The 20,966-nt window shown below is 59.7% G+C and carries 21 protein-coding genes and 2 pseudogenes; 7 read left to right on the forward strand and 16 right to left on the reverse strand.

Translation table 11 applies throughout. The annotated features are described in order from the left end of the window. Positions 1-20 precede the first annotated feature (20 nt). Positions 21-1,148 carry a hypothetical protein gene (locus BN1724_RS01915; protein ID WP_058234001.1) on the forward strand — a complete coding sequence of 376 codons (1,128 nt, stop codon included), beginning with the start codon at positions 21-23 and terminating at the stop codon, positions 1,146-1,148. Then, positions 1,145-1,600 (forward strand): hypothetical protein, encoded by a 456-nt coding sequence (locus tag BN1724_RS01920; RefSeq protein WP_058234002.1) that lies wholly within the window; start codon positions 1,145-1,147, stop codon positions 1,598-1,600. Before BN1724_RS01915 ends, BN1724_RS01920 begins: the two co-directional genes overlap by 4 nt. A gap of 209 nt (positions 1,601-1,809) precedes the next feature. Here the strand turns inward: BN1724_RS01920 and BN1724_RS01925 are convergent, their stop codons facing one another. From BN1724_RS01925 to BN1724_RS01965, 10 genes and pseudogenes are all read right to left on the reverse strand, one after another. Continuing rightward, positions 1,810-2,199: a restriction endonuclease subunit S domain-containing protein gene (locus BN1724_RS01925; protein WP_058234003.1), complete on the reverse strand. Its 390-nt coding sequence runs from the start codon at positions 2,197-2,199 to the stop codon at positions 1,810-1,812. 36 nt (positions 2,200-2,235) lie between these two features. Beyond that, positions 2,236-2,415: pseudogene (locus BN1724_RS13150) on the reverse strand (restriction endonuclease subunit S); the annotation flags it as partial. Between the two features lie 117 nt (positions 2,416-2,532). Further along, entirely contained in the window at positions 2,533-2,808 is a 276-nt protein-coding gene (locus tag BN1724_RS13155; RefSeq protein ID WP_197671747.1) for a hypothetical protein, read from the reverse strand. Next, a pseudogene (locus tag BN1724_RS01935) lies at positions 2,805-3,689 on the reverse strand (type I restriction-modification system subunit M); the annotation flags it as partial. The pseudogene BN1724_RS01935 and the gene BN1724_RS13155, both read right to left, overlap by 4 nt. A 197-nt stretch (positions 3,690-3,886) precedes the next feature. Then, positions 3,887-7,063, reverse strand: a complete 3,177-nt coding sequence (locus tag BN1724_RS01940) for a type I restriction endonuclease subunit R (protein WP_058234005.1) — start codon at positions 7,061-7,063, stop codon at positions 3,887-3,889. A gap of 11 nt (positions 7,064-7,074) precedes the next feature. After that, complete coding sequence (locus tag BN1724_RS01945; RefSeq protein WP_058234006.1) at positions 7,075-8,268, reverse strand: restriction endonuclease subunit S domain-containing protein; 1,194 nt, start codon at positions 8,266-8,268, stop codon at positions 7,075-7,077. Continuing rightward, a complete protein-coding gene (locus tag BN1724_RS01950; RefSeq protein ID WP_058234007.1) occupies positions 8,265-10,046 on the reverse strand; it encodes a type I restriction-modification system subunit M in 1,782 nt (593 codons plus the stop codon). The genes BN1724_RS01945 and BN1724_RS01950 overlap by 4 nt, the downstream gene beginning before the upstream one ends. Then, complete coding sequence (locus BN1724_RS01955; protein WP_058234008.1) at positions 10,043-10,279, reverse strand: helix-turn-helix domain-containing protein; 237 nt, start codon at positions 10,277-10,279, stop codon at positions 10,043-10,045. The genes BN1724_RS01950 and BN1724_RS01955 overlap by 4 nt, the downstream gene beginning before the upstream one ends. Continuing rightward, positions 10,276-10,926, reverse strand: coding sequence for a hypothetical protein (locus BN1724_RS01960; RefSeq protein ID WP_058234009.1), 651 nt, complete (start codon positions 10,924-10,926; stop codon positions 10,276-10,278). Before BN1724_RS01960 ends, BN1724_RS01955 begins: the two co-directional genes overlap by 4 nt. Further along, positions 10,899-11,192 (reverse strand): hypothetical protein, encoded by a 294-nt coding sequence (locus BN1724_RS01965; RefSeq protein WP_058234010.1) that lies wholly within the window; start codon positions 11,190-11,192, stop codon positions 10,899-10,901. The genes BN1724_RS01960 and BN1724_RS01965 overlap by 28 nt, the downstream gene beginning before the upstream one ends. Positions 11,193-11,685: 493 nt before the next feature. Here BN1724_RS01965 and BN1724_RS13040 point away from each other — a divergent pair, with 493 nt between their 5' ends. Then, positions 11,686-11,892 (forward strand): hypothetical protein, encoded by a 207-nt coding sequence (locus BN1724_RS13040; protein WP_172797048.1) that lies wholly within the window; start codon positions 11,686-11,688, stop codon positions 11,890-11,892. After that, entirely contained in the window at positions 11,889-12,077 is a 189-nt protein-coding gene (locus BN1724_RS01975; protein WP_197671748.1) for a hypothetical protein, read from the forward strand. The genes BN1724_RS13040 and BN1724_RS01975 overlap by 4 nt, the downstream gene beginning before the upstream one ends. A gap of 317 nt (positions 12,078-12,394) precedes the next feature. Here the strand turns inward: BN1724_RS01975 and BN1724_RS01985 are convergent, their stop codons facing one another. Together BN1724_RS01985 and BN1724_RS01990 are read right to left on the reverse strand one after the other, a co-directional pair. After that, positions 12,395-13,201: a TrmH family RNA methyltransferase gene (locus BN1724_RS01985; RefSeq protein ID WP_058234014.1), complete on the reverse strand. Its 807-nt coding sequence runs from the start codon at positions 13,199-13,201 to the stop codon at positions 12,395-12,397. Between the two features lie 66 nt (positions 13,202-13,267). After that, positions 13,268-14,059 carry an ABC transporter ATP-binding protein gene (locus BN1724_RS01990; protein WP_058234015.1) on the reverse strand — a complete coding sequence of 264 codons (792 nt, stop codon included), beginning with the start codon at positions 14,057-14,059 and terminating at the stop codon, positions 13,268-13,270. A gap of 122 nt (positions 14,060-14,181) precedes the next feature. Here BN1724_RS01990 and BN1724_RS01995 point away from each other — a divergent pair, with 122 nt between their 5' ends. After that, complete coding sequence (locus BN1724_RS01995; protein WP_058234016.1) at positions 14,182-15,036, forward strand: hypothetical protein; 855 nt, start codon at positions 14,182-14,184, stop codon at positions 15,034-15,036. Positions 15,037-15,110: 74 nt separating this feature from the next. On the opposite strand, the gene glgA is transcribed toward BN1724_RS01995, so the two are convergent. Next, positions 15,111-16,301 (reverse strand): glycogen synthase, encoded by a 1,191-nt coding sequence (glgA, locus tag BN1724_RS02000; protein ID WP_058235690.1) that lies wholly within the window; start codon positions 16,299-16,301, stop codon positions 15,111-15,113. Between the two features lie 137 nt (positions 16,302-16,438). Here glgA and glgC point away from each other — a divergent pair, with 137 nt between their 5' ends. Next, positions 16,439-17,683, forward strand: coding sequence for a glucose-1-phosphate adenylyltransferase (glgC, locus tag BN1724_RS02005; RefSeq protein WP_058234017.1), 1,245 nt, complete (start codon positions 16,439-16,441; stop codon positions 17,681-17,683). After that, positions 17,680-18,336, forward strand: a complete 657-nt coding sequence (gene serB, locus BN1724_RS02010; protein WP_058234018.1) for a phosphoserine phosphatase SerB — start codon at positions 17,680-17,682, stop codon at positions 18,334-18,336. The genes glgC and serB overlap by 4 nt, the downstream gene beginning before the upstream one ends. A gap of 3 nt (positions 18,337-18,339) precedes the next feature. Here the strand turns inward: serB and BN1724_RS02015 are convergent, their stop codons facing one another. The 3 genes from BN1724_RS02015 to BN1724_RS02025 all read right to left on the reverse strand — a co-directional run bounded on the left by BN1724_RS02015 (position 18,340) and on the right by BN1724_RS02025 (position 20,669). After that, the gene (locus tag BN1724_RS02015) at positions 18,340-18,870 is read right to left on the reverse strand and encodes a SixA phosphatase family protein (RefSeq protein WP_058234019.1); all 531 of its coding nucleotides are present in this window, start codon (positions 18,868-18,870) and stop codon (positions 18,340-18,342) included. Between the two features lie 8 nt (positions 18,871-18,878). Next, positions 18,879-19,646: an enoyl-ACP reductase FabI gene (fabI, locus tag BN1724_RS02020; protein WP_058234020.1), complete on the reverse strand. Its 768-nt coding sequence runs from the start codon at positions 19,644-19,646 to the stop codon at positions 18,879-18,881. A gap of 312 nt (positions 19,647-19,958) precedes the next feature. Next, positions 19,959-20,669, reverse strand: coding sequence for a beta-ketoacyl-ACP reductase (locus tag BN1724_RS02025; protein WP_231928122.1), 711 nt, complete (start codon positions 20,667-20,669; stop codon positions 19,959-19,961). Positions 20,670-20,966 lie beyond the last annotated feature (297 nt).

Consider the following 20,966-nt stretch of genomic DNA (forward strand, 5'->3'; position numbering starts at 1 on the left):
AGGTCCCCATAGAAGACATCGTGTTCACCACCCTCTTCAACAACTCGGTAGCCGGCACGTATGCGGACTACAAAAATGCCCTCCAATCCGGCAGCATTGAGTTCTCCAAATTGGTCGATCTCGCCCGAACGGGTGATATCCCGTACGCGCTGTTTTTCGCCCCGGAAAAGGTGGTGAGAGAGCAGGTCGATCAGAAGACAGCTAAGCTACTCGCGGGTGTCAGCAGAGACACCTTCTCCATTGGCTCCCGTGCCAAGGTAGAGCTGCGTGACGTCGAACTGATAGTTAAAGACCTCATACGGAAGCAGCAACTCGTCCGCAAGCACGACGCATCACTGCAGCAAAACAAAATCATTGGCCTGCTCCATGGTGAAATAACCTCCGTCGACTCCGCTGCGGTTGACCTTATGAAAGCGCTCGGTCTCACCTATGATCGCCTGCGTGCGTGCAGAAACAAGGAGACCACTCTCGAACTATTGATCGATCATCTTGAAGCCAACCAGGTGTTGGTGTCGCGCAGCGTGCAGCACTACATGCCGCAGCGCCTGACCCATGTGAAGTTCAGTGGGATGACGGTCCGGGACAACAAGGTCCCATACATCTTCCTGGCGGGTGGAGACCATGGGGACGATCAGGAGCCCGTGGGGCGCACGATCTTCACCCTGGCGCTCATGACAGTGCTGATCGCGCGACGCATCTTCGCTCCGATGACGTGGGATGGAGGCAGTACCGAGACGGGTCCCGGCCAAGAGTACGACATCGCTGGTGCGATGCTCATGCCTGCCGAATCGCTGAGTACCTTGAGGCTCACTTCGCTGGAAAATGTGAAAGCGGCTTCGGACGAGTTCAAGGTAACTGCAAGTGCCGTCACGGTCCGCGCGATGCGGTTGGGGCTGATAGACCAGAGAACCGCCATCGTGCACCTCGAACAGCTGCGCAGGGAGTTTAGGAGCCGTCCGCAAGGTGGCCCGCGCAGACCGATTCATCCCGAAAATGCCGTGCGCAAATACAACGGCCGAGAGCTTACCGTTCGGATGCTGCATGTGCTCGATAGCGGCGGAATCTCTGCAGGTGAGTTTTGTCGATCGATCTGTCTGAACCACCTCAGGCCGTCGCAGATCGAAGACCTTCGGAGAGCCGTCGAATGAACGACTTCGGACAGCGGTTTGTGATCGATACCAACACCCTTAGCCAGCTCGGCAGAAAGCGTCGCGCGAGCGAGTTCTTCCTGGAGAACGCGGTCATACCTGAAGAGGTCATGCACGAGGCTGCCGGGTTCCCGGACATCGCGGCGCTGCAGGATAAAAAATATCCGACCACACCGCGGGTGCTCCATTGGCTTTCAAAGATCATGGAATCAATCTCTCCCGGAGACACCAGGCTCGTCGACCTTTATGCCAACAGAGGCAACGCCGATCCGTTGGTTGTGGCGTGCGCGCTCGAAGGGAAAGAGCACAACGATCCGATACTATTCGGTCCCAAGTGGGTCGTCGTCACCGGTGACGAGGCAGTTCGGAACAAGGCACAAGAGTTCGAACTGGAGGTGATCAGCAATCCTGAGTTTGCTGCGCTCATCGATGCCGCCGACGCGCGCAGCTGAGCACCGCGCCCTGGATCTCGATGATCACTACAAACAAGTCCGACTAGCTATTATGGGTCTGGCGCAAAAGGCGGAACAGATACGAACGTCGACAGTGTGAACCACGACGATTCTTAGCTAACAGTGATCACGGAAACAATATGAACGGCACGGTTGATCAGCATCTCGAATAGATCGTGCATCTCTCAGTTCATATCACCGCGCTGGTTTTAGTTCCCAGACTCTTCACTTCCCGCGGCAAGCCCTCGGAATCGCTCGAAGAACTCAGACAGCACGTCGATGACCTGTCGAGTGAGGCTACCGATCCTACTCTGCGACGAACACGACGTAGTATCTCCGCGCGCCGCCGGGCGGTTAAGAAACGCAACGGGAAGTGTGTGATCGAGAATGCTGGATCGTGTCATGATCGCAACGGCATGCTCTGGCACAATTTTTGTCGCAGATCCTGCCACTGCGGCCTCGGTAATGTAGTCTCCGGTATCCGTTATCGCCGAAACTCCCATGTCCTTTGGCAAAATCCACGGGATCGTGCCGTCAACCCAGTAATCCGATTTACGCCTTCGCAGGCGTACCGCCTCCGAACCAGCGTCCAAGATCACGCATCGGAACCATCTGCGCCCCCGGAGACCAACTCTTCAAACAGTGACGTCGAGTAAGTAGGAGTACTGGGCGCGCCGAGCCTCCAGCTCCGCTTCCAGTTGAGTGAACTGACCCAATACTCGCACGATCTCGCGCTGAATCTCAGGAGGCGGAACAGGGATTCGATAATTCAGAATCGCGGCTTTATTTCCGCGTGGCATTTTAGCCCCCCCTGCATGTTGTACGCAAAGAAGACGTCGGAGGAAAGCAAGTAGTAGAGGAACTTAGAATAGATCTCGTCGCGGTTCTCACACTTGATCCGGATCGCTAGGACATCGCCGCTACAGCCGCCTTCATTCGTCGCTCGCCACACCTTCTTTAGATACGGACGAATGTTCCCGAGTAGGATGTCCCCCGGCTCGTAGGAGGTCAGACGGGCGGTGTTCGGCGGGTAGCTTGCATCGACACGACCCCCTCTCGGCGACAAGGTTATCGACGCCCGCGAAGATAGTTTCGTCGAGATCGGCGGCGTCCACGCGCGTCGAAGAGTAATCAGCAATCTCGGATAGCGCAACATGTCGAACATAATCTGGGCATAGCTCCTGAATCAGTTCATCGATGCGGTTCACTTCGCACCCTCTAGGTCCGCCACGATCTCGTCGATCGCCATGCGAAGCTCTGCCTGGCACGCTACGATGCGCGCGATCTCGGCATTCAGCTCCGTGATGTCGATCTCTTCGCGAGTGTCTTTCGCTTCCACGTACGACGAGACCGCGATGTTGTAGTCGTTTGCGGTGATGTGCTCATTACGGACGAGCGCTGTGAAGTAGTCCTCGGGCTCACGCGTCGTGAACGCCCGAAGGATCCGATCCTGGTGCTCCTCGAGCAGCTTGTTCTTGTTGCCGACGGGCTTGAACTCAGCCGACTCGTCGATGAACAGCACATCGCTGGTTTTCTTCGACTTCTTCAACACAAGGATGCACGTCCCGATCGTCGTCCCGAAGAACAGGTCTGCCAGAAGCTAGATAACGGCGTCGACGTAGTTGTTATCGATCAAATACTGGCGGATCTTCTTCTCCGCTCCCCCGCGATACAGCACGCCGGGGAACTCGACGATCGCCGCCGTGCTATTGATGGCCAGCCAGCTGAGTATGTGCATCGTGAAGGCCAAGTCGGCCTTCGACTTTGGCGCGAGGACACCGGCCGGTGCAAACCACTCGTCGTTAATCAGCAGCGGGTTGGCATCGCCGTCCCACTTGATCGAATAGGGCGGGTTGTAAACGATCACCTCGAACGGCTCGTCGTCCCAGTGCTGGGGGTCGATCAAAGTGTCGCCATGGGCGAGGTTGAAGTCGGCGTAGTTCACATCGTGCAGGAACATGTTGATCCGCGCGAGGTTGTAAGTGGTCAGGTTGATCTCCTGACCGTAGAACCCCTGACGGATATTGTTCTTGCCGAGCACCTTGCCGAACTTCAACAGCAGCGACCCCGAGCCGACCGCCGGATCGCACAAGTGGTCAGGAGATACAAGACCCCGCTCTGCGGCAGGTGCGCTGAGGGGCACGAGTACCCCTTGGGACTAGGGATTTCACGCTAAGCAGGTGTCCATCGTTAGCGCCGTGGGCACTGCAGCGGAAGGCATGGTGCGCGGCTCCGAGTGGCCTCCACGGCGGGGTGAACCAGTCGGGATTTCGCGCGCAGTGATGGTTAGTCCTGATCGGAGTCCTCCTGAGGCCCTTGGTCCAGCTGGTCCTTCTTTGCTTGGTGGCGTAGCTCCCAGTAGACGAGGTCGGAGATTTCTTTGATGATCTGGCCGCGGCGGTGTGGGCTTTCGAAGAACTTCTCCAAGATGGTGTTCTGGGTGTCTTGATGGTCGAGTACGGCGTCGGTGACCGCCTTCTCCATCGTCTGTGACTCGCGGAACTGTTCCTTGGTGTTGGCGTTGACCTGATCCTTGATGGCTTCGTTCTGCACGAGGATCGTGACCACGCCCTGTACCCAGGACTGAACCGAGTCGGGGTTGAAGTCCTCATCCTCGAACAGTGAGTTGATGTTGTTGAGGATTTCCTCCCACGCCACCATGTGCGGGTCGCGCGAGTGCCCGCCGCCGACGCCCATCGGCTTGAGCTTCTCACCATCGCCGACGAGCGGGATTGCCCCCTCGCTCTTGCGGGTTTGCTTGATGTGGGTCAGCTCGATGCTGCTGAAGTCCAGCTCCTCCGGAGTCTTGCGCCCGGTCAGGCGTGGACGGAGAAGCCGGAGGAACAGTGCGAGTTTCTCCAGGTCGGTGTCCTGGTAGTCGACGATCTGGGACAGGAAGTCATACAGCCGGACGAAGGAGCCGACGTCCTTGCGGAACAGGTCAAGCTCATCGACCTCGGCTTTGCTCTTGTCCTGCACGGCGGCGACGTAGCGGTCGTTGAACCTGTCGGCGGCTCGCTTGAGTGGGGCGGTGTGTTTCCCGTGGGCTTTGTCGATGATGAAGGCTTGCGCGAATTCGTCCACGTCGTCGCGGGTGTAGATCCCGGCTGTCGCGAGCTTGCGTGAGAGGTCGTGCACGAGGTCGGGGTCGCTGGTCTCGATGATCTCGGCGGTCCGGTAGTACGGCAGGAACGCTTCGAGGATCGTGTCAGCATCGTTGATGAAGTCGAGAATGAACGTGGTGTCCTTACCCCTTACAGGCAGGGTGCGGTTCAGGCGTGAGAGGGTTTGGACGGCCTCGATCCCGTCGAGGCGCTTGTCGACGTACATCGCGCACAGCAGCGGCTGGTCGAACCCGGTCTGGTACTTGTTCGCCACGATCAGCACCTGGAACTGGTCCCCGGCGAAGGCCTGCGGGATGCCACGTCCGCGCAGGTCGGGGTTCATGTTCGCTTCGGTGTAGGGCTCCTGCACACCGGGCACGGTGTCTTCGATCTGCTCTGAGGTGAGGCTGCCGGAGAATGCCACGAGGGTGCCGAGCTGGTAGTCGTGCTTGTCGATGTACTTATCGATCGCCATCTTGTACTTGAGCGCGGCGGCACGGCTCGAGGTCACCACCATCGCCTTCGCGTGACCATCGAGCAGGTGGGCGACGTTTTCGCGGTAGTGCTCGACGATGATCTGCACCTTCTGGGCGATGTTCGTCGGGTGCAGGCTCACCCACCGCATCAGCCCCTTCTTCGCGGTACCCTCATCCACCAACTCATCGGTGTCTGTGGTCTCGCCCAACTCATCGGTGTCTGTGGTCTCGCCGGTCTTCTGGGCAAGCTGGAACGCGGTCTTGTAGGTGGTGTAGTTGCGCAGCACGTCAAGGATGAATCCTTCCTCGATGGCCTGCTGCATCGTGTACACGTGGAACGGTGCCGGTTTCCCGTCGGCTCCGGGGCGGCCGAACATCTCCAATGTCTTACCCTTCGGGGTCGCGGTGAACGCATAGAACGAGATGTTCTGAGCGGTAGCGCGTGCCGCCATCTCGGCCGCGAGCACATCCTCCACGCTGACCTCGCCACCGTTTTCGAGTGCCTCCACTTCGGCCTGCGAGAGGACTTGGCGGAGCTTCTGCGCGCTCGTGCCCGTCTGTGAGGAGTGGGCCTCGTCCGCGATCACCGCGAACTTCCGATCCGCGAGCCCACCCTGCTCGGCGAGAGCCTCGAGCACGAACGGGAACGTCTGCAGCGTGACGATGATGATCAGCTTGCCGTTGGACAGTTCCTGCGCGAGGAGCCCTGACTTCGAGGACGCGGAGGCCTTGCGCACTTCATCAGTGTTGATCGTCCCCACCACGCCCTTGGTGCCCTCAATGCCCTTGATGGCTTTCTGGAGCTGGTCATCGAGCACGGTCCGGTCGGTCACGACGATCACCGAGTCGAACACCTTCGAGTTCGTATCGTCATACAGGTTCGATAAGCCATGCGCCAACCAGGCGATCGAGTTCGTCTTACCCGAACCAGCAGAATGCTGGATCAGGTACTTCTTCCCCGGGCCCTCGGCTTGCGTGGTCTCCAACAGGCTCGTGACGGCTTCCCACTGGTGGAAGCGCGGGAAGATGATCTGCTTGCTGCGCGTGCGCTCACCGGTGATCGGGTCGACCTTCTCGGTGATCTGCAGGTTCACGAACCGCTCCAGGATCTGTAGCCAGTTGTCCCGCTGCAGCACCTTCTCCCACAAGTACGAGGTCGCGGCGCCATTCGGGTTGACCGGGTTGCCCGCCCCACCGTTGTTACCCAAGTTGAACGGCAGGAACACGGTGTTCGCACCATCGAGCTTCGTGGTCATGCGAATCTCGTCGGTGGAGACCGCGAAATGCACCAACGCGCGGGACCCGAACTTCAGCAGCGGCTCGCCCTGCGGCAGCCGGTCCCTGCGATACTGGCGAACCGCGTCATCAATCGACTGCGTGTTGTCCGTCTTCAACTCCGCTGTTGCCACCGGCAGGCCGTTGACGAAGAACACCAGATCAATCGAATCCTGCGGACGCTTCTTCGAATGATGTACCTGACGCACCACACGTAGCCGGTTCGCCGCGTAATGCTCCTGGGCTTCGGGATTCATCGACGTGGCCGGTTTGAACGCGTACATGCTGAACTTCGCGGGAGTCTTCCGGAACCCACCGCGCAGCACCGCCAACAGTCCGCCACCATGCTCCAGCGGCTGATCCAGCTCCTTGACCAGCCGATCCAGCAGCAGCCGTTTCGCGAGCGCGGCCTCCACCTGTGAGGCGTCCTCTGGTACCACCCGCGCCCACTGATCCGGCTGAGTCGCCTGCAACCAAGTGAACACGTCCTCCGGGATCAGAGCCAGCTCCTGGTTGTAACCAGAGAACTCTTTGTCATACAGCCAGCCGTGCGAAACGAGGTACTCGCAGATCTCGGTCTCAAAACTCTTTTCGTGTTGAACACCCATAACCGTTCTTCCTATACCTCGATCTGTCCCGTCACCGCAGCGGTAATCAACGCCGAACGCCGCTCCTGCAGCAGCTCGATGGCTTCGTTGCCTCGAGCGATCAGCCTTTCGGCTTCAGCTGTTCTCTCAGTGTTCTCGCTCACCAACCGATCCTGTATGTCCTTGGATGGCACCAAAGATGTGAGCCTAAGGAATACCTCCGGGTAGAGCCTCAAGCGCGACTCCCAGATACCGCGCGAGTTCGCCTTCATGAGGCTCACATACGCGGCCGTTCGGTACATGCAGTCGAAAAACATGGGGTTTACCGCATCCAGATCACGGAACCTGTACACGTCGTATGCAGGGCTCACGATCCCCTCATATTGGGAGACACCGAGGGCGCCCATCCACGCCCACATCGTGTTGATGACCAGCTCGTCCTTCGCAACAAGCCTGTAGCCGACGGTGGATTCCGCCTCGAACATGGTCACGTTCTTCATGGAACGAGGCGTCACCCCCGTGATGTGACTGACTGACAACATCTCCTCTTCACCGGTATCACTTCGCCCATCCACGTGCTCCAGGATGTGACGATTCCGCAGGACTTCCCAACCCTCAGGAGGATTCAGGAAAGGATCGCTGGTCGCTCCGCCCCAGAAAGCATGCTCGCGCCATATCTGCAGACGATACGTCGTGAGGTCCAGGAGTTCGCGTTGCTTGGCAATGAGGTGGTCGATTTTCGCTGTCTCCTCATCCAAGAACGCCACGATTCGTTGCATATCTTGGACCGACGGCGCGGGAACGAGCAGCTCCCGATATCTGGAGGACGAGAAATTCTCGATAGTCGATTGAACCGCGTTGGCGCGCACCTGATCTGAGAAGTGCTGGGACTCCGTCCAATACGAAAGGAATTCCCCGTGAATATCGGACGCCGGGCGAACTCGAACCAAGAAGCCCGCGTAGCAGGCTGGAGAGAGTTCCCGATAAAGGACGGACTTGCCAATAGAGCCGGCCGACACTAGGAGAAGGTCGCCCCAATGAACCTGAGCTTTACCAGCCGTCTCGGGAGGTTGAGAAACGCGAATGTCATCCTTCAGTGACCTTGGGTCACGAATGTCCGTCGTCCGAATGTAGCGGGGATCAGCATCGTTCGATTGGTCACCGGGAAGACCTAGTCCGTTAGTTATTGGAACCTGACTCCAGTGGCGCAGGGGAATCAACTTCATTCGGTGACCTCATTGAGGAGGGCGAGAATTTCGCGGGTGACCTGATGCAGTTCGGTGTCGATCTCTTCGAGTGGGCGGGGTGGCTGGTAGCGGTAGAAGTGGCGGGTGAAGGAGATCTCGTAGCCGATCTTGGTTTTTTTCTCGTCGATCCAGGCGTCGGGCACGTAGGGCTTCACCTCGGCGTCGAAATACGCCTTAATAGTCTCCTGGCGGCCGTCGTCGCCACGGGTGTTCCCGTTGTAGATGAACGGGACTCGCTCGGTGTCGCGCAGGCTCGCGTCGGGCTGCTTCTTGCCCCGGGCGTTGGTGATGATCTCGCCCTCGTCGTCGCGCTGTGGGCGTTCGACTGTGATGCTCCAGTAGGCGAACTCTTCGATGGGGACGATCTTGCAGTGCTCGGTCTCGACGTAGTCAGCGTAGAGCCGCACGATCGTGGCTCGGTTTGTATCGGTGAGTTCGCGGCCCTTGTCGCCGAGCTTCTTGCGCATCTTGGCGTAAAACTCGGTGCCGTCGATCAATTGCATCTTGCCTTGGCGCTCTTCAGGCTTGTTGTTGTCAACGATCCAGATGTAGGTGGCGATGCCGGTGTTGTAGAACATGTCGGTCGGCAGCGCGACAATCGCATCGACAAGGTCGTGCTCGAGCAGCCATTTGCGGATGTTTGAGGGTCCGGATTCTGCGCCCCCGTTGAACAGGGGTGAGCCGTTCATGACAATGCCGCCACGGCCACCGCCCTTGACCCTGGGACGAAGCTTGCTAACCACATGCTGGAGGAACAGCATCTGCCCGTCGCTGACGGCGGGCACGTTCTGCTTGGGCGCTGCTCCACCGGCGTAGAAGCGAGAGGCATTGCCGAGCTCTTTCAGGTCGTTCATGACGGCCGTCTGGCTGGCTTTCCAGTCATCCCCGTACGGCGGGTTCGACATACAGTAATCGAAGGTCTGACCGGCGAACTTGTCGTCGGCGAGCGTGTCGCCGAGCTGGATGTTGCTGGAGTCGTAGCCCTTGATGAGCAGGTCGGACTTGCACACCGCATAGGAGTGGTCGTTCCACTCCTGCCCGTAGAGGCGAAGCTGTGCTTGTGGGTTGAGGCCAGGTTTGTCGCTGCTGCCGATCAGGTGCTCTTCTGCGATGGAGAGCATCCCACCTGTGCCGACCGTAGGGTCATAGATCGACCGGATCGTACCCGGGGTACTCAATGCTTCGTCATCGCCAGCGAAGACGAGATCGACGAGCAGGCGGATGGCGTCGCGTGGGGTGAAGTGCTCCCCGGGTGCCTCATTGGAGGATTCGTTGAAGGTGCGGATCAGATACTCGTACAGGTCACCCATCTCGGCGTTGGTGACCGTCTTGGGGTGTAGATCGATGGTGGCGAACCGCTCGACGACGATGTAGAGGATGTTCTTCTCCGCCATCGTGCTGATTTCATCGGCCAGCTTGAAACGCTCGAACACATCCATGTTGTCGGAGAACCCGTTCACGTACTGCTTCAGGTTCGCCTCCAGCCCTTTCGGGTCACCCAACAGCGTGCGCAGGGTCCATGGGCTGGTGTTGTAGAACGGCAGCCCGGTAGCGCGCTGCACCTGCGCGGCCAGCAGCTCGGGGTTGTTGCCGAAGCGTTCCACCAGCGGTTCGATCGTGGCTTGGTGGTCGGCGAGGACGCAGTCGAGGCGGCGCAGGATCGTCATGGGCAGGATGACGTTGCCGTACTGGCTGGCCTTGTACGGACCTCGCAACACGTCGGCGGTGCCCCAGATGAATGACCCCAGTTGGCTCATGCGTCTTCTTCTTTCATTTCACTAGCGGGTATAACTTCGACGACATCTGCCATTTGACACCGGAGTGCTCCACAGATTCGCGCGAGAACTTGTGTTGTCACGGTCTCATCGCGGCCCATCTTTGCGATGGTGGCGCTAGAGAGACCGGTGGCTTCGCGAAGGTCTTGTTTGGTCATGTTCTTGTCGATGAGGGTTTTCCAGAGCGGCTTGTAGCTTACCGCGGGTGTCGTCATTGGGTTTCGTCCTCTTCTGCCACGTTGATAACGCCTTCCAGGTAGCCGTATCGACCGTTACCTGCCTGCTGGGTGAATTCGATGAGGTTGCCCATCAAAGCCCGATCGACTCCGATTACTTTGTCTGTGTTCTCCATAATGATCAGTTGTTGGCACTGGGATTCCTTGGTCAAGTAGGTGAAGATCCCTTCACGCATCGAGCCAGGTGCGTCAGCTCGGCCTTGATCGAAGCCTTTGAGGGGAGAGTCGATGACGAGAACACCTGGGTAGTGCGGAGAGCGTCGTTCTCTCAGATACCTGTGGAATGCGAGCAGGAGCACCGTGTTGAAGAATGCGGAGTAGCCCTTGCCTTGTTCGTCCTTCTTCGGGTAGCCGGCTACTTCGATGTCGACGGTGGCCTTGTCGAAGGACACACGGTCGGCCCCAACGAAATGGGCCTCGTGCAGGATTTCGGACATGATCCTCCGCATGCTGTAGAAGAAGTCCGGTTCGAAGATCTCGAGCGGCTTGAACTTCTCGGTGGTCTCTGGAGGGTCTTCCATAGCGTCTAGATCAGATTCAAAGAGTCGTTGCTGCTCCACGAGTTGCTCGTGTAGCACTTGGGCCTCTTGGGCTGTTTTCAGTCCCGAAAACTGCTGGCCTTCCATGGCGGCAGCCTGCGCTTGCCGTTGTAGAACTTGCTCAGGTCAGTCTCATTGATTCCCTTCCACACGCCAGCGCTGATGGCGGAGCGGCCGACCTGACGCTTGACCTCGCTTATGGACTCGTATTCCTCCAGCTTGTACGTGTACAAGATGATGTCGAAGAAGTCCTTGATGAAGCCGGACCTGCTCTTAGCGATGCCAGGAATGTGTTGGTGCATCAACTGGAGGTAGGTGCCAAGGGCATAGGTATTGGCTGGCTTCTCGGCCATCTCGCACCTCCTTGTCACGGATCTTGTCACCGCGTCGCCTCATCTCGCCTCGGGCCAGAACTGGCTCTCTCCCTAGCGTTGAAAGTAGTGAGAGGGACCTGCTCCGGATGGGTGCAGCGATACGCCAAGTCTACCGGATCTGTTCGCGAACGTGGTCACAAAGTTCACGTTCGCGAGCACGTCGCTCTCCTGGCGGCGACAACAGTCGTTCGCCTCCCACTACCGAGTGACGAAGGAGGTGACTCAGCGCTGTCGCAGTCGCGACCCACGCGAGGGAAGTAGCCGTCGCCGGTCCGCAGCGTAGCTAACTGGGGATCTCACTTTTCAACCACATCAGGAGACTGCTCGTCGGGCCTGGCGGGTACCCACCTGGTGGCCAGCACAACGCTACCGCCGGGTGGGTACCCGCCTTCTTTTCGCCCCGACGACTCCTGAGCCTGTGCCCTTCGACCACGTCTGTGACCCCACCACTGGTGGAGAAACGGAGGCAGCGGTGGCACACCGCCCTCACAACAACATCCCCGCTCCCTACTCGGCACGCACCCAACACGCTGCGGGCAAGGAGTTCACCCAGATCTCTACGTGCCCTCACGGGTCGTCGATCGGTCGCAAATGGGGAATGCTCGAAACCTACGGCGGCAAGCTCGTGGAGAACATCATCCAAGCCATCGCCCGCGACCTGTGCTCACCCACGCCATGAGCCAACTCGACGCTGCGGGCCACCAGATCGTCATGCACATCCATGACGAAGTCGTCCTCCCCCCAACGATGACCAGACCACGGTCAGCGAGGTGCGCGCACTCGTGGCCCACACCCCAGCCTGGGGCGAAGGGTCTGCCGCTGAACGCTGACGGCTACGAATACGACTTCTACATGAAGGACTAGGGACGCGTGACTTGGCTGGGTGCGTGGATGTGGCGAGTTCTGTCGATAAACCTGGCTGGGGGTAGCGGGCCAAGGCTTGCAAGCTCATCAAGGTAGCTAAGGGCTGCGCCGCTGGCCCCGCTGCGAGCGGCTGGCACGAACTGGAGGGCAGGAGCGTTGATTTGGATATCCTCGCCCAGGGAAGTCATCCGTTCTGCCATCGAATAGTGTTCCGTAGTTCGGTCTCAGCCTACCGGGGATCACGGACACAATACGGGAACGCCGGGGCACGTTCTTGACTCGCATCATCCGTACCGAGCGCCAGGCGAAGTGAGCGGTCATCTGGTCGCATAGAAGGCCACAGCTGCCGAGGCCGCCACGTTCAGCGAGTCCACGCCGTGCATCATCGGAATCGTCACCCGACGGTCGAGCCGTCGTTCGGCTTGGCGCGTTAGCCCTTGACCTTCCGTACCGAACACCAGGGCGAGGTTCTGGTGATCCTCGGTGACCAGCTCGTCCAAACTGATCGCACGCTCCCCCAGCGTCATGCCTGCCACAATGTACCCGCACTCCTTGATGAGGTCGATGTCGTCCGGCCACGACTCGATACGAGTCCACGGCACCTGGAAAACAGTCCCCATCGAGACTCGGATTGAACGGCGGTAAAGCGGATCCGCACAGCTCGGTGTGACCAGCACAGCATCAACGCCGATTGCCGCGGCCGATCTAAAAGCGGCTCCAAGATTCGTATGATCAACGATGTCCTCGAAAATCGCGATCCGCGAGCGCTCCCCCATTCCCGCTAGCACATCGCGAAGGCGTGGTAATTCGGGGCGATGCATGGCTGCTAGTGCGCCTCGGTGCAGATGGAATCCAGTGATCTTTTCCAGTAAAGCCTCGGGCGCGATATACACCGGCACGTCGGGGAAAGGCTCCCACAACGGAGCGAATTTATCCCGCCATTTTTCACTGAGCAGGAAAGAACGCGGTGTGCACCCGGCAGCAAACGCTCGTGAAATCACGTTGTAGCTTTCGGCCATGAACAGGCCGCGTTCGACGTCGAGCCGGGAGCGCAACCGGACATCTGTCAGGCGCAGATAGTCATCCAGGCGCGGGTCGTTGGCCTCGGTGGGATATTCGATCATGCGTTATTCGTCATGTGCTGTCGGTGTATTTGAATGCAGATCGCTGAGCTCAACAGACTGGGCGCCTTAACCGAGCGGAACCGCGCGGGCAGAAAAACGCCCATCGCGTCGTTCCACCAGCAAAGGCAGTCCGAACGTGCGCGTGAGATGGGTTGAAGTGATCGTCGCTTCCAGCGGACCCGCGGCCATGATCCGACCTTCGCGCAGCAGCAGCGCATGGGTGTAGCCCGGCGGAATTTCCTCAACATGGTGGGTGACGAGCACCGTCACCGGCGTCAGGGGATCTTTGGCGAGGATGGACAAAGATCGCAGGAGTTCTTCTCGTCCTCCCAGGTCCAAGCCCGATGCCGGTTCGTCGAGGAGCAGAAGCTCGGGGTCTGTCATCAGTGCCCGGGCCGATAACACTCGTTTGCGTTCTCCGGAGGACAACGTCGCAAACGAACGAGTGGCGAGGTGTCCGACGCCGAAGGCTTGCAACAGCTCATCGGCTCGCTGCTCATCTTCGGGGGCGTATTCCTCGCGCCAGCGTCCAGTCACCCCGTAGCCCGCGGTGATCACAACATCTCTTACGCGTTCGCGTCCGGGGATGGTGTCGGCTAATTCGGCTGACGCCAATCCGATGAGGGGGCGCAGTTCAAATACATCGCACCGTCCAAGCCGCTGATCGAGCACGTCAACGGTGCCCGCGGTTGGGTGCAGTCGCGCGGCGAGCAGCCGGATCAGCGTGGATTTCCCGGCGCCATTGGGACCCAGCACAACCCAGCGTTCTCCGTCTCGAATGGTCCAGTCGACTTGATCCAGCAAATGCTGTTCATTGCGACGGACGATGACCTCGTGTAACGACGCGACTTCGACCATGTGCTTAGGTTATCGTCCCCGGCTCGTAGCGCGGTGTACCTAGACTGGCCGGGTTGCACATCGGATCGGACAATATCGTCGGGGATCGGTGCACGCGCAGCCGCACCATCGCAGGAGGAGATATGGGCGATCTTGTCGCACTGCCACGGGTCAGCGCTTTATCACTGTGGACGGCTGCCTACCTGGCTGGGCAGATCGGTCCCGACGATGCGCTGGACCAGGCCCGTGGCCATGGTCATCGTCATGAACATGTCACAGGTGAGGATCTTTTCGAGTGGATGGTTCACCGTCGTCAGGGACCTGCCAAGCTGCTGCGAGTGGTGCTGCCGGTCCCCGGTCGACTGGCGGGGATGCAAGGGCCGCCGGAGGCAGTTCGGGATGCGTTAAAGAATGCGGGGGCGCTCATTGTTCACGACGGGCAGCAGTCGGATCATGTGTTGATTGCGTGCACTGAGATCGTAGGTTCGGCCGACGATCAGCTGCTCCAGGTGACCTGGAAGAAATACCAGGTTGCCGAGCCCCAGCCCGTCGTCCGTAGCGGGCCAGCGTTATCTGCATCTGCGCCGGTGCCGGTGGTTGGTGATGCGCAGTCTCATCGCGTGATCACCAACGCACCGATTGCAGACTCCATGCACGTGGCGCAGAGCCGGGAGATTTTTCTGCGCTCACTGCGTCATGCTGCAGCCAGTATGAGAGCTGCCGATTTGGTGCCCGATGAACCAGTTCACCCCGGCCTGCTCCCGGATACCTGGGTTGCTTGTGAGCTTCCTAGCGGCTCTACCGACGGGCATGAGCACCTTCTGCGAATCGTCTCTCGCACACTCCTGCTGACCGCCGAAGCGGCCACTAGTCTTCCCTCGCCGGGCATGAGTGCGCAAGACTGCGAGCATCATCGACGGGTGCTTCGCGATCTCGCTGGCGATGCCCGCGATGCGTTGGCTGCTTTGACCTCATATGACGGGCACGTAGTCGAGTGACTCGTTCGGGTGACGGCTTCGGGTGACGGCCTTGCTCAGCTCACACCGATTCTGCGGGACTTACTGAGTGGCCCTTATGCGCCGTCGAGCACGGTGCGATAGACCTCAAGCGTCCGCTCAGCGATGCTCTGCCACGAAAAGTGCTCAGCCGCGCGTTGACGAGCCGCTGCTCCCAGTTCCCGGGCTCTGTGCGGCGAAGAGACCATCCGGGTCATCGCCTGCGCTAAATCCTCCACAAAGCGCTCCGGGTCCAGCGGTGTGCCGGTTCCGTCATCCGCTTGCTCAAGGGGCACCAAGTAGCCGGTTTCCTGATCCAGGACCACCTCGGGAATACCGCCCGTGGCAGTGGCGACGACTGGAAGACCGCAGGCCATGGCTTCGAGGTTCACAATGCCAAGCGGTTCATAAATGCTCGGGCAGACGAAGGTTGTGGACCGGGTCAACAACGCGGTCAGGTCAGTGCGGGGCAGCATCTCGGTGATGAGGAATACCCCAGAGCGGGTTTGCTGCAGCTCATGCGTGAGCTGATTGACCTCGGCAGCAATTTCCGGTGTATCTGGGGCTCCGGCACACAAAATGACCTGAACGCCATCGGGGATTCGGGTGAGTGCCCGCAGCAGGTAGGGAAGGCCTTTTTGGCGTGTGATGCGTCCCACGAAGATGATGGTGGGGGCATCGGGGTCAATACCGTACCGGTGGTGAACATCCAGTGCTTGGTTGGGTGCCCATGCCTCAAGGTCAATTCCGTTGTGTACGACGTGTACTCGGGATGGATCAATGCTCGGGTAGCAGCGCAGGATGTCGGCTTTCATGCCGGCGGAGACGGCGATCACTCCGTCGGCCGCTTCGTAAGCGGTGCGCTCAGCGTAGCTGGAAAGCCGGTAGCCGCCCCCGAGCTGCTCGGCCTTCCACGGACGCAACGGTTCCAGAGAATGGGCGGAGATCACGTGAGGAATGCCGTGCAGGAGCGATGCGTGATGTCCCCCGAGGTTTGCGTACCAGGTGTGTGAATGGACCAGGTCAGCGCCCGCGCAGTCGCCCGCCATGGCGAGATCGATGCCGAAGGTTTGCAGGGCGGGGTTTGCCTCGCGCAGCGTTGCGGGCACGTCATATCCGGTGACCCCGTTCTCGTCGCGTTCACCGTCAAAGCAACGCACCCGCACGTCGATTTTGCTTCGGAGAACTTTGGCGAGTTCCGTCACGTGAACGCCAGCCCCGCCGTACACATGTGGCGGGTACTCGCGGGTCAGGATGTCGATGCGCATGAGAATCCTTCCGTCGATGCCGCGCGTCGGCATCGGGGCGTTGTGGCCGGCTTTAAGTGTCGGTGTGAAGACCGCGACAGCGTCCACTGGGACACCTGATGGTGTGACGGGTCTTACTCCTGGACTATCCTCTCATTATGGCCGCACACAAAATCCTCGCCATTGTCCTTGCAGGCGGAGAGGGCAAGCGTCTCATGCCCCTCACCGAAGATCGGGCTAAGCCTGCAGTGCCTTTTGGTGGCATCTACCGACTCATTGATTTTGCCCTGTCTAATATCGTGAATTCCGGCTATCTCCAGGTAGTCGTGCTCACCCAGTACAAGTCTCATTCTTTGGATACCCATATTGCTAAGACTTGGCGGATGAGCTCGTTGCTGGGCAACTACGTGGCACCGGTGCCCGCACAGCAGCGAATGGGTAAGCATTGGTATCTGGGGTCAGCCGATGCGATCTATCAGTCGATGAACCTCATTGAGGAGGCGCGTCCCGACTACGTCGTGGTGGTCGGTGCCGATCACGTCTATCGGATGGACTTCTCGCAGATGCTGGACGCACACATCGCCTCGGGCAAGGCCTGCACTGTGGCAGGTATTCGCCAGCCGATTGAAGCGTCTGACCAGTTCGGAGTGATCGAAACTCTGCCGGAGGATCCCTCCACTATCGCCCGATTCGTGGAAAAGCCGAAGGAAACCCAGGGGCTTGCCGATGACCCGACGAAGATTCTGGCGTCCATGGGCAACTACATTTTCACCGCGGAAGCGCTGGTCGAAGCTGTAATGGCCGATGCTCGCGCGGGAGAAACCGCCCACGATATGGGCGGGGATATTGTGCCGTGGTTTGTGAAGCAATCTGAAGCTGGGGTGTACGACTTCATTGCCAACGACGTGCCTGGCTCCACGGATCGCGACCGGGATTACTGGCGCGATGTCGGCACGCTGGATGCCTTCTACGACGCACACATGGACCTGATCTCGATCCACCCGGTGTTTAACCTGTACAACACCGACTGGCCTGTGTACACGGCGCACCGCAATGTGCCTCCGGCTAAGTTCGTACACGCGGGACCGGGACGCCTCGGGCAGGCTGTTGATTCCATCGTCTCGCCGGGTGTGGTCGTCTCCGGTGCGCAGATCTCGAACTCTGTGGTTTCCCCCGGAACCTACCTGCATTCCTGGACCTCGGTCTCCGATTCAGTGCTGATGGATGGGGTGAAAGTTGGCCGACACTGCCATATTCACCGCGCGATCATCGATAAAAACGTGGTGATTCCACCGCGTACCCAGATCGGACTCGACCGCGAACACGACTTGGCCCGCGGTTTTACCGTGACCGAAAGCGGTATTACGGTCATCGGCAAGAACACGATTATCGCGCCCTCGTGAGAGCTCGCGGCCTGGTCGTCTCTGACGTCGATTCCACCCTCATTACCCAAGAGGTCATCGAGCTCGTTGCCGAATACGCGGGTGTGCGCGGGCAAGTGCAGGAGGTGACTGAGCGTGCCATGCGAGGTGAAATCGACTTCACCCGGTCGTTGCACTACCGCGTGTCCATGCTCACAGGCTTAGATGCTGCAGTGCTTGACCGGGTGCAGCAAAGCCTTGAACTCACACCGGGCGCTGCCGATCTTGTTGACGGCGCTCATGCGCGAGGTTGGGTGATAGCGCTGGTATCAGGGGGTTTCCATGACGTGATCGACCCGTTGGCAACGCAGCTGGGGGTCGATCATGTGCTGGCGAATAGATTCGAGATCATCGACGGGCGACTTAGCGGACGTGTTCTCGGACCGGTTGTCGACGGCGCGCGCAAAGAGCAGACGTTGCGCGAGCTGGCTCAGCGTTACGGCATTCCCCTGTCGCGGACGATAGCGGTGGGAGATGGGGCGAATGACCTGCCCATGATGAAGGCAGCGGGCAGGGGTATTGCCTTTTGCGCCAAACCCGTGGTCGCGGTGAAAGCCCCGTACAGGATTAAGGAGCCTAACTTGGCGCTGGTGCTCCCCCACCTCGATGCGATCGAGACGGGGGACCAGCGCTGAGGTTTAAGGACGGATCATTCCCTGAAGGGACATTGAACCGTCCGTCAGGTCTGCCCAGTGCGCAAGGGGCCCGCTGAGGATACATAGCGTGCCAGTTGACACACCGATGCGTGCCTGCGCCAACGCTCCTGAATCGGAGTCCTCGTCGGCTAGAACGTGGGCGAGTGTGGACATCGTCGGCTCATGCCCGACCACCAACACCACGCGGTCATCGTCGTCCACCTGGCGCAAGAGTTCGGCGACATCGGCGGGTCCGCCATCGTAAATGTCTTCACACACGGTGACCTCCCCGGTAAAACCGGGGATCACCGACAGCACCGACTCCCACGTGGTGCGGGTGCGCTGTGCGGGTGAGACCAGAACCCGGTCGATACCTGCCGACTGGGCGGCGAGATAGTCACCGATGATCTGGGCTTGGCGGATCCCCTTGTCTGTCAGATTGCGGTCGATGTCCTGCCCCTGCGGTAGCTCCGCCTTACCATGTCGAAGCAGAAGCAGGACGCGACTGTCAGGTTCTCCAGATGCTGAGGCCACTGCTGTCCTCACACCCCCATCAGGTGATAGCCGCCGTCCGCGTGAATGATTTCGCCGGTGGTGCCGGGGAACCAGTCAGATAGCAGAGCAGTGCATGCTTTAGCCGCCGGTGCAGCTGAGTACGCATCCCAGCCCAGCGGAGCGCGGTCAGGCCACTGGCTCTCCATCTGCTCGAACCCGGGAATCGAACGCGCTGCCGTGGTCTTGACCGGGCCGGACGAGACGAGGTTGCAGCGAATGTTCTGAGCTCCAAGGTCGCGGGCGAGGTACCGGTTGGTGGCCTCAAACGCAGCTTTGGCGACCCCCATCCAGTCGTACACCGGCCATGCGAACTGGGCATCGAAGGTGAGACCCACAACGGAGCCACCATTGCCCATCAGCGGCAGGCATGCGGTTGCTAGGGCCTTAAGGGAGTAGGCCGAGGTGCGGAAGGCGACGGCAACGTCTTCCCACTCACCGGCGAGGAAGTTGCCGCCCATGACCGACTGCGGCGCAAAACCGATGGAGTGCAGAACACCGTCGAGCGAATCCGTGTGCTCGCGCACACGATCAGCCAGAGAATCAAGATGATCGTTGTCGGTCACATCCAGTTCGAGTACTGGCGCAGCCGCAGGCAGACGACGGGAAATGGCCTGCGTAATCTTCATCTGGCGGCCGAACGAGGTGAGCACGACATCCGCGCCCTGTTCCTGTGCAAGCTTCGCCACGTGGAATGCGATCGAGGAGTCGTTGAGAACTCCCGTGACGAGGATCTTCTTACCTTCGAGGATTCCCATGGGTGCGGAACCTGTTCCCTTCGATTAGTCATCGCCCTGGTGGGGGTCTTCGGTGATGCGCAGAGGCGTCGCGAACACGATGCCCGCTGCGCGGGGTTATGGTGCCCCGTCCGCCATACGGTCTGGACGGTGCGCCATGCAGTGCGGGGGCAAAACACAATTGTGCCTTGCCCCCGCAGTCTAACTGTCGTTGCCCAGAACACACCTACTAGATGGTCGTAGTCGACGTGTGTGCCGCACTACGTCATCCTTCGATGTGGACCGCACGCTCATAGCGTGCGCGCAGATGTGATCAGCTCGCATGCAGCCCGATCAGTGCCCCATCCCGAGGCCACCATCGACGGGAATAACAGCCCCGGAGATATAGGCGGCATCGTCGCTTCCAAGGAATGCGACAGCGCGAGCGACCTCGGCGGGCTCTGCGAATCGGCCAGCTGGAATCTGGCTCTTGTACTGAGCCTTGAGATCGTCTGGCAGGGAAGAGGTCATATCGGTTGCGATGTATCCGGGAGCGACCACATTTGTCGTGATGCCGCGGCTGCCCAGTTCCCGGGTGAGAGACCGCGCCATCCCGACAAGACCCGCTTTGGATGCGGCGTAGTTGAGCTGCCCGGGTGAACCAAGGAGCCCAACCACCGAGGAGATCAGGATGATACGCCCCTTCTTCTTGCGGATCATGCCCTTAATGGCCCGCTTAACGCAGCGAAATGCTCCGGTGAGGTTCGTATCAACCACCGAGGCAAAGGAGTCTTCACTCATCCGTAGCAGCAGCTGGTCGTCGGTAATCCCGGCGTTGGCCACGAGCACTTCAACGGGGCCGTGTGCCGCTTCCACCTGGGCAAAGGCCGCATCCAGTGAGGCAGTATCAGTAATGTCAGCCTTGACCGTCAACGCACCCTCGGGGCCACCCTCGCCGGACCGGCTAGTAACCGCGACCTTGTCGCCTCGGGCGATGAACTCCTCCGCGATGGCCCGGCCGATACCGCGGTTGCCGCCGGTGATGAGGACGCTGCGTGGTTCCACGTGTTCTCCTGGAATAAGCTGAAATGAGTCGATGTGCGCGGTCACATAATCAAGACCGCCTGGTCAACATTACCGTGAGCGTAAGCGTCGGGGTGAGCGTGAGGGTGAGCTAGAACAATGATGAGCTAGTACGAATCCGACCTAGCTCGTTTAGAATGACATCTCCGGGGCGCAGTCGCCTTTTCCCTAGGGAATCGGCACTATCCGCACCTCCTTCGCCCCGGCCTCGTCACTATTGTGTTCGTCTTGGCAGCTGGGTTCTTATGCCCGCTTCGTAGCTGATGCGAGATGACACTG

Source organism: Devriesea agamarum, from assembly GCF_900070355.1.
Lineage (GTDB): Bacteria > Actinomycetota > Actinomycetes > Actinomycetales > Dermabacteraceae > Devriesea > Devriesea agamarum.

Coding starts and splice junctions, on each gene's coding strand:
- BN1724_RS01995 (WP_058234016.1), top strand. CDS start 14,182: ATGGGCGATCTTGTCGCACTGCCACGGGTCAGCGCTTTATCACTGTGG.
- BN1724_RS01920 (WP_058234002.1), top strand. CDS start 1,145: ATGAACGACTTCGGACAGCGGTTTGTGATCGATACCAACACCCTTAGC.
- fabI (WP_058234020.1), bottom strand. CDS start 19,646: ATGGGAATCCTCGAAGGTAAGAAGATCCTCGTCACGGGAGTTCTCAAC.
- glgC (WP_058234017.1), top strand. CDS start 16,439: ATGGCCGCACACAAAATCCTCGCCATTGTCCTTGCAGGCGGAGAGGGC.
- BN1724_RS01940 (WP_058234005.1), bottom strand. CDS start 7,063: ATGGGTGTTCAACACGAAAAGAGTTTTGAGACCGAGATCTGCGAGTAC.
- BN1724_RS01945 (WP_058234006.1), bottom strand. CDS start 8,268: ATGAAGTTGATTCCCCTGCGCCACTGGAGTCAGGTTCCAATAACTAAC.
- BN1724_RS01965 (WP_058234010.1), bottom strand. CDS start 11,192: ATGGCCGAGAAGCCAGCCAATACCTATGCCCTTGGCACCTACCTCCAG.
- BN1724_RS01960 (WP_058234009.1), bottom strand. CDS start 10,926: ATGGAAGGCCAGCAGTTTTCGGGACTGAAAACAGCCCAAGAGGCCCAA.
- BN1724_RS01955 (WP_058234008.1), bottom strand. CDS start 10,279: ATGACGACACCCGCGGTAAGCTACAAGCCGCTCTGGAAAACCCTCATC.
- BN1724_RS01990 (WP_058234015.1), bottom strand. CDS start 14,059: ATGGTCGAAGTCGCGTCGTTACACGAGGTCATCGTCCGTCGCAATGAA.
- glgA (WP_058235690.1), bottom strand. CDS start 16,301: ATGCGCATCGACATCCTGACCCGCGAGTACCCGCCACATGTGTACGGC.
- BN1724_RS01950 (WP_058234007.1), bottom strand. CDS start 10,046: ATGAGCCAACTGGGGTCATTCATCTGGGGCACCGCCGACGTGTTGCGA.
- BN1724_RS01985 (WP_058234014.1), bottom strand. CDS start 13,201: ATGATCGAATATCCCACCGAGGCCAACGACCCGCGCCTGGATGACTAT.
- BN1724_RS01975 (WP_197671748.1), top strand. CDS start 11,889: ATGAGCCAACTCGACGCTGCGGGCCACCAGATCGTCATGCACATCCAT.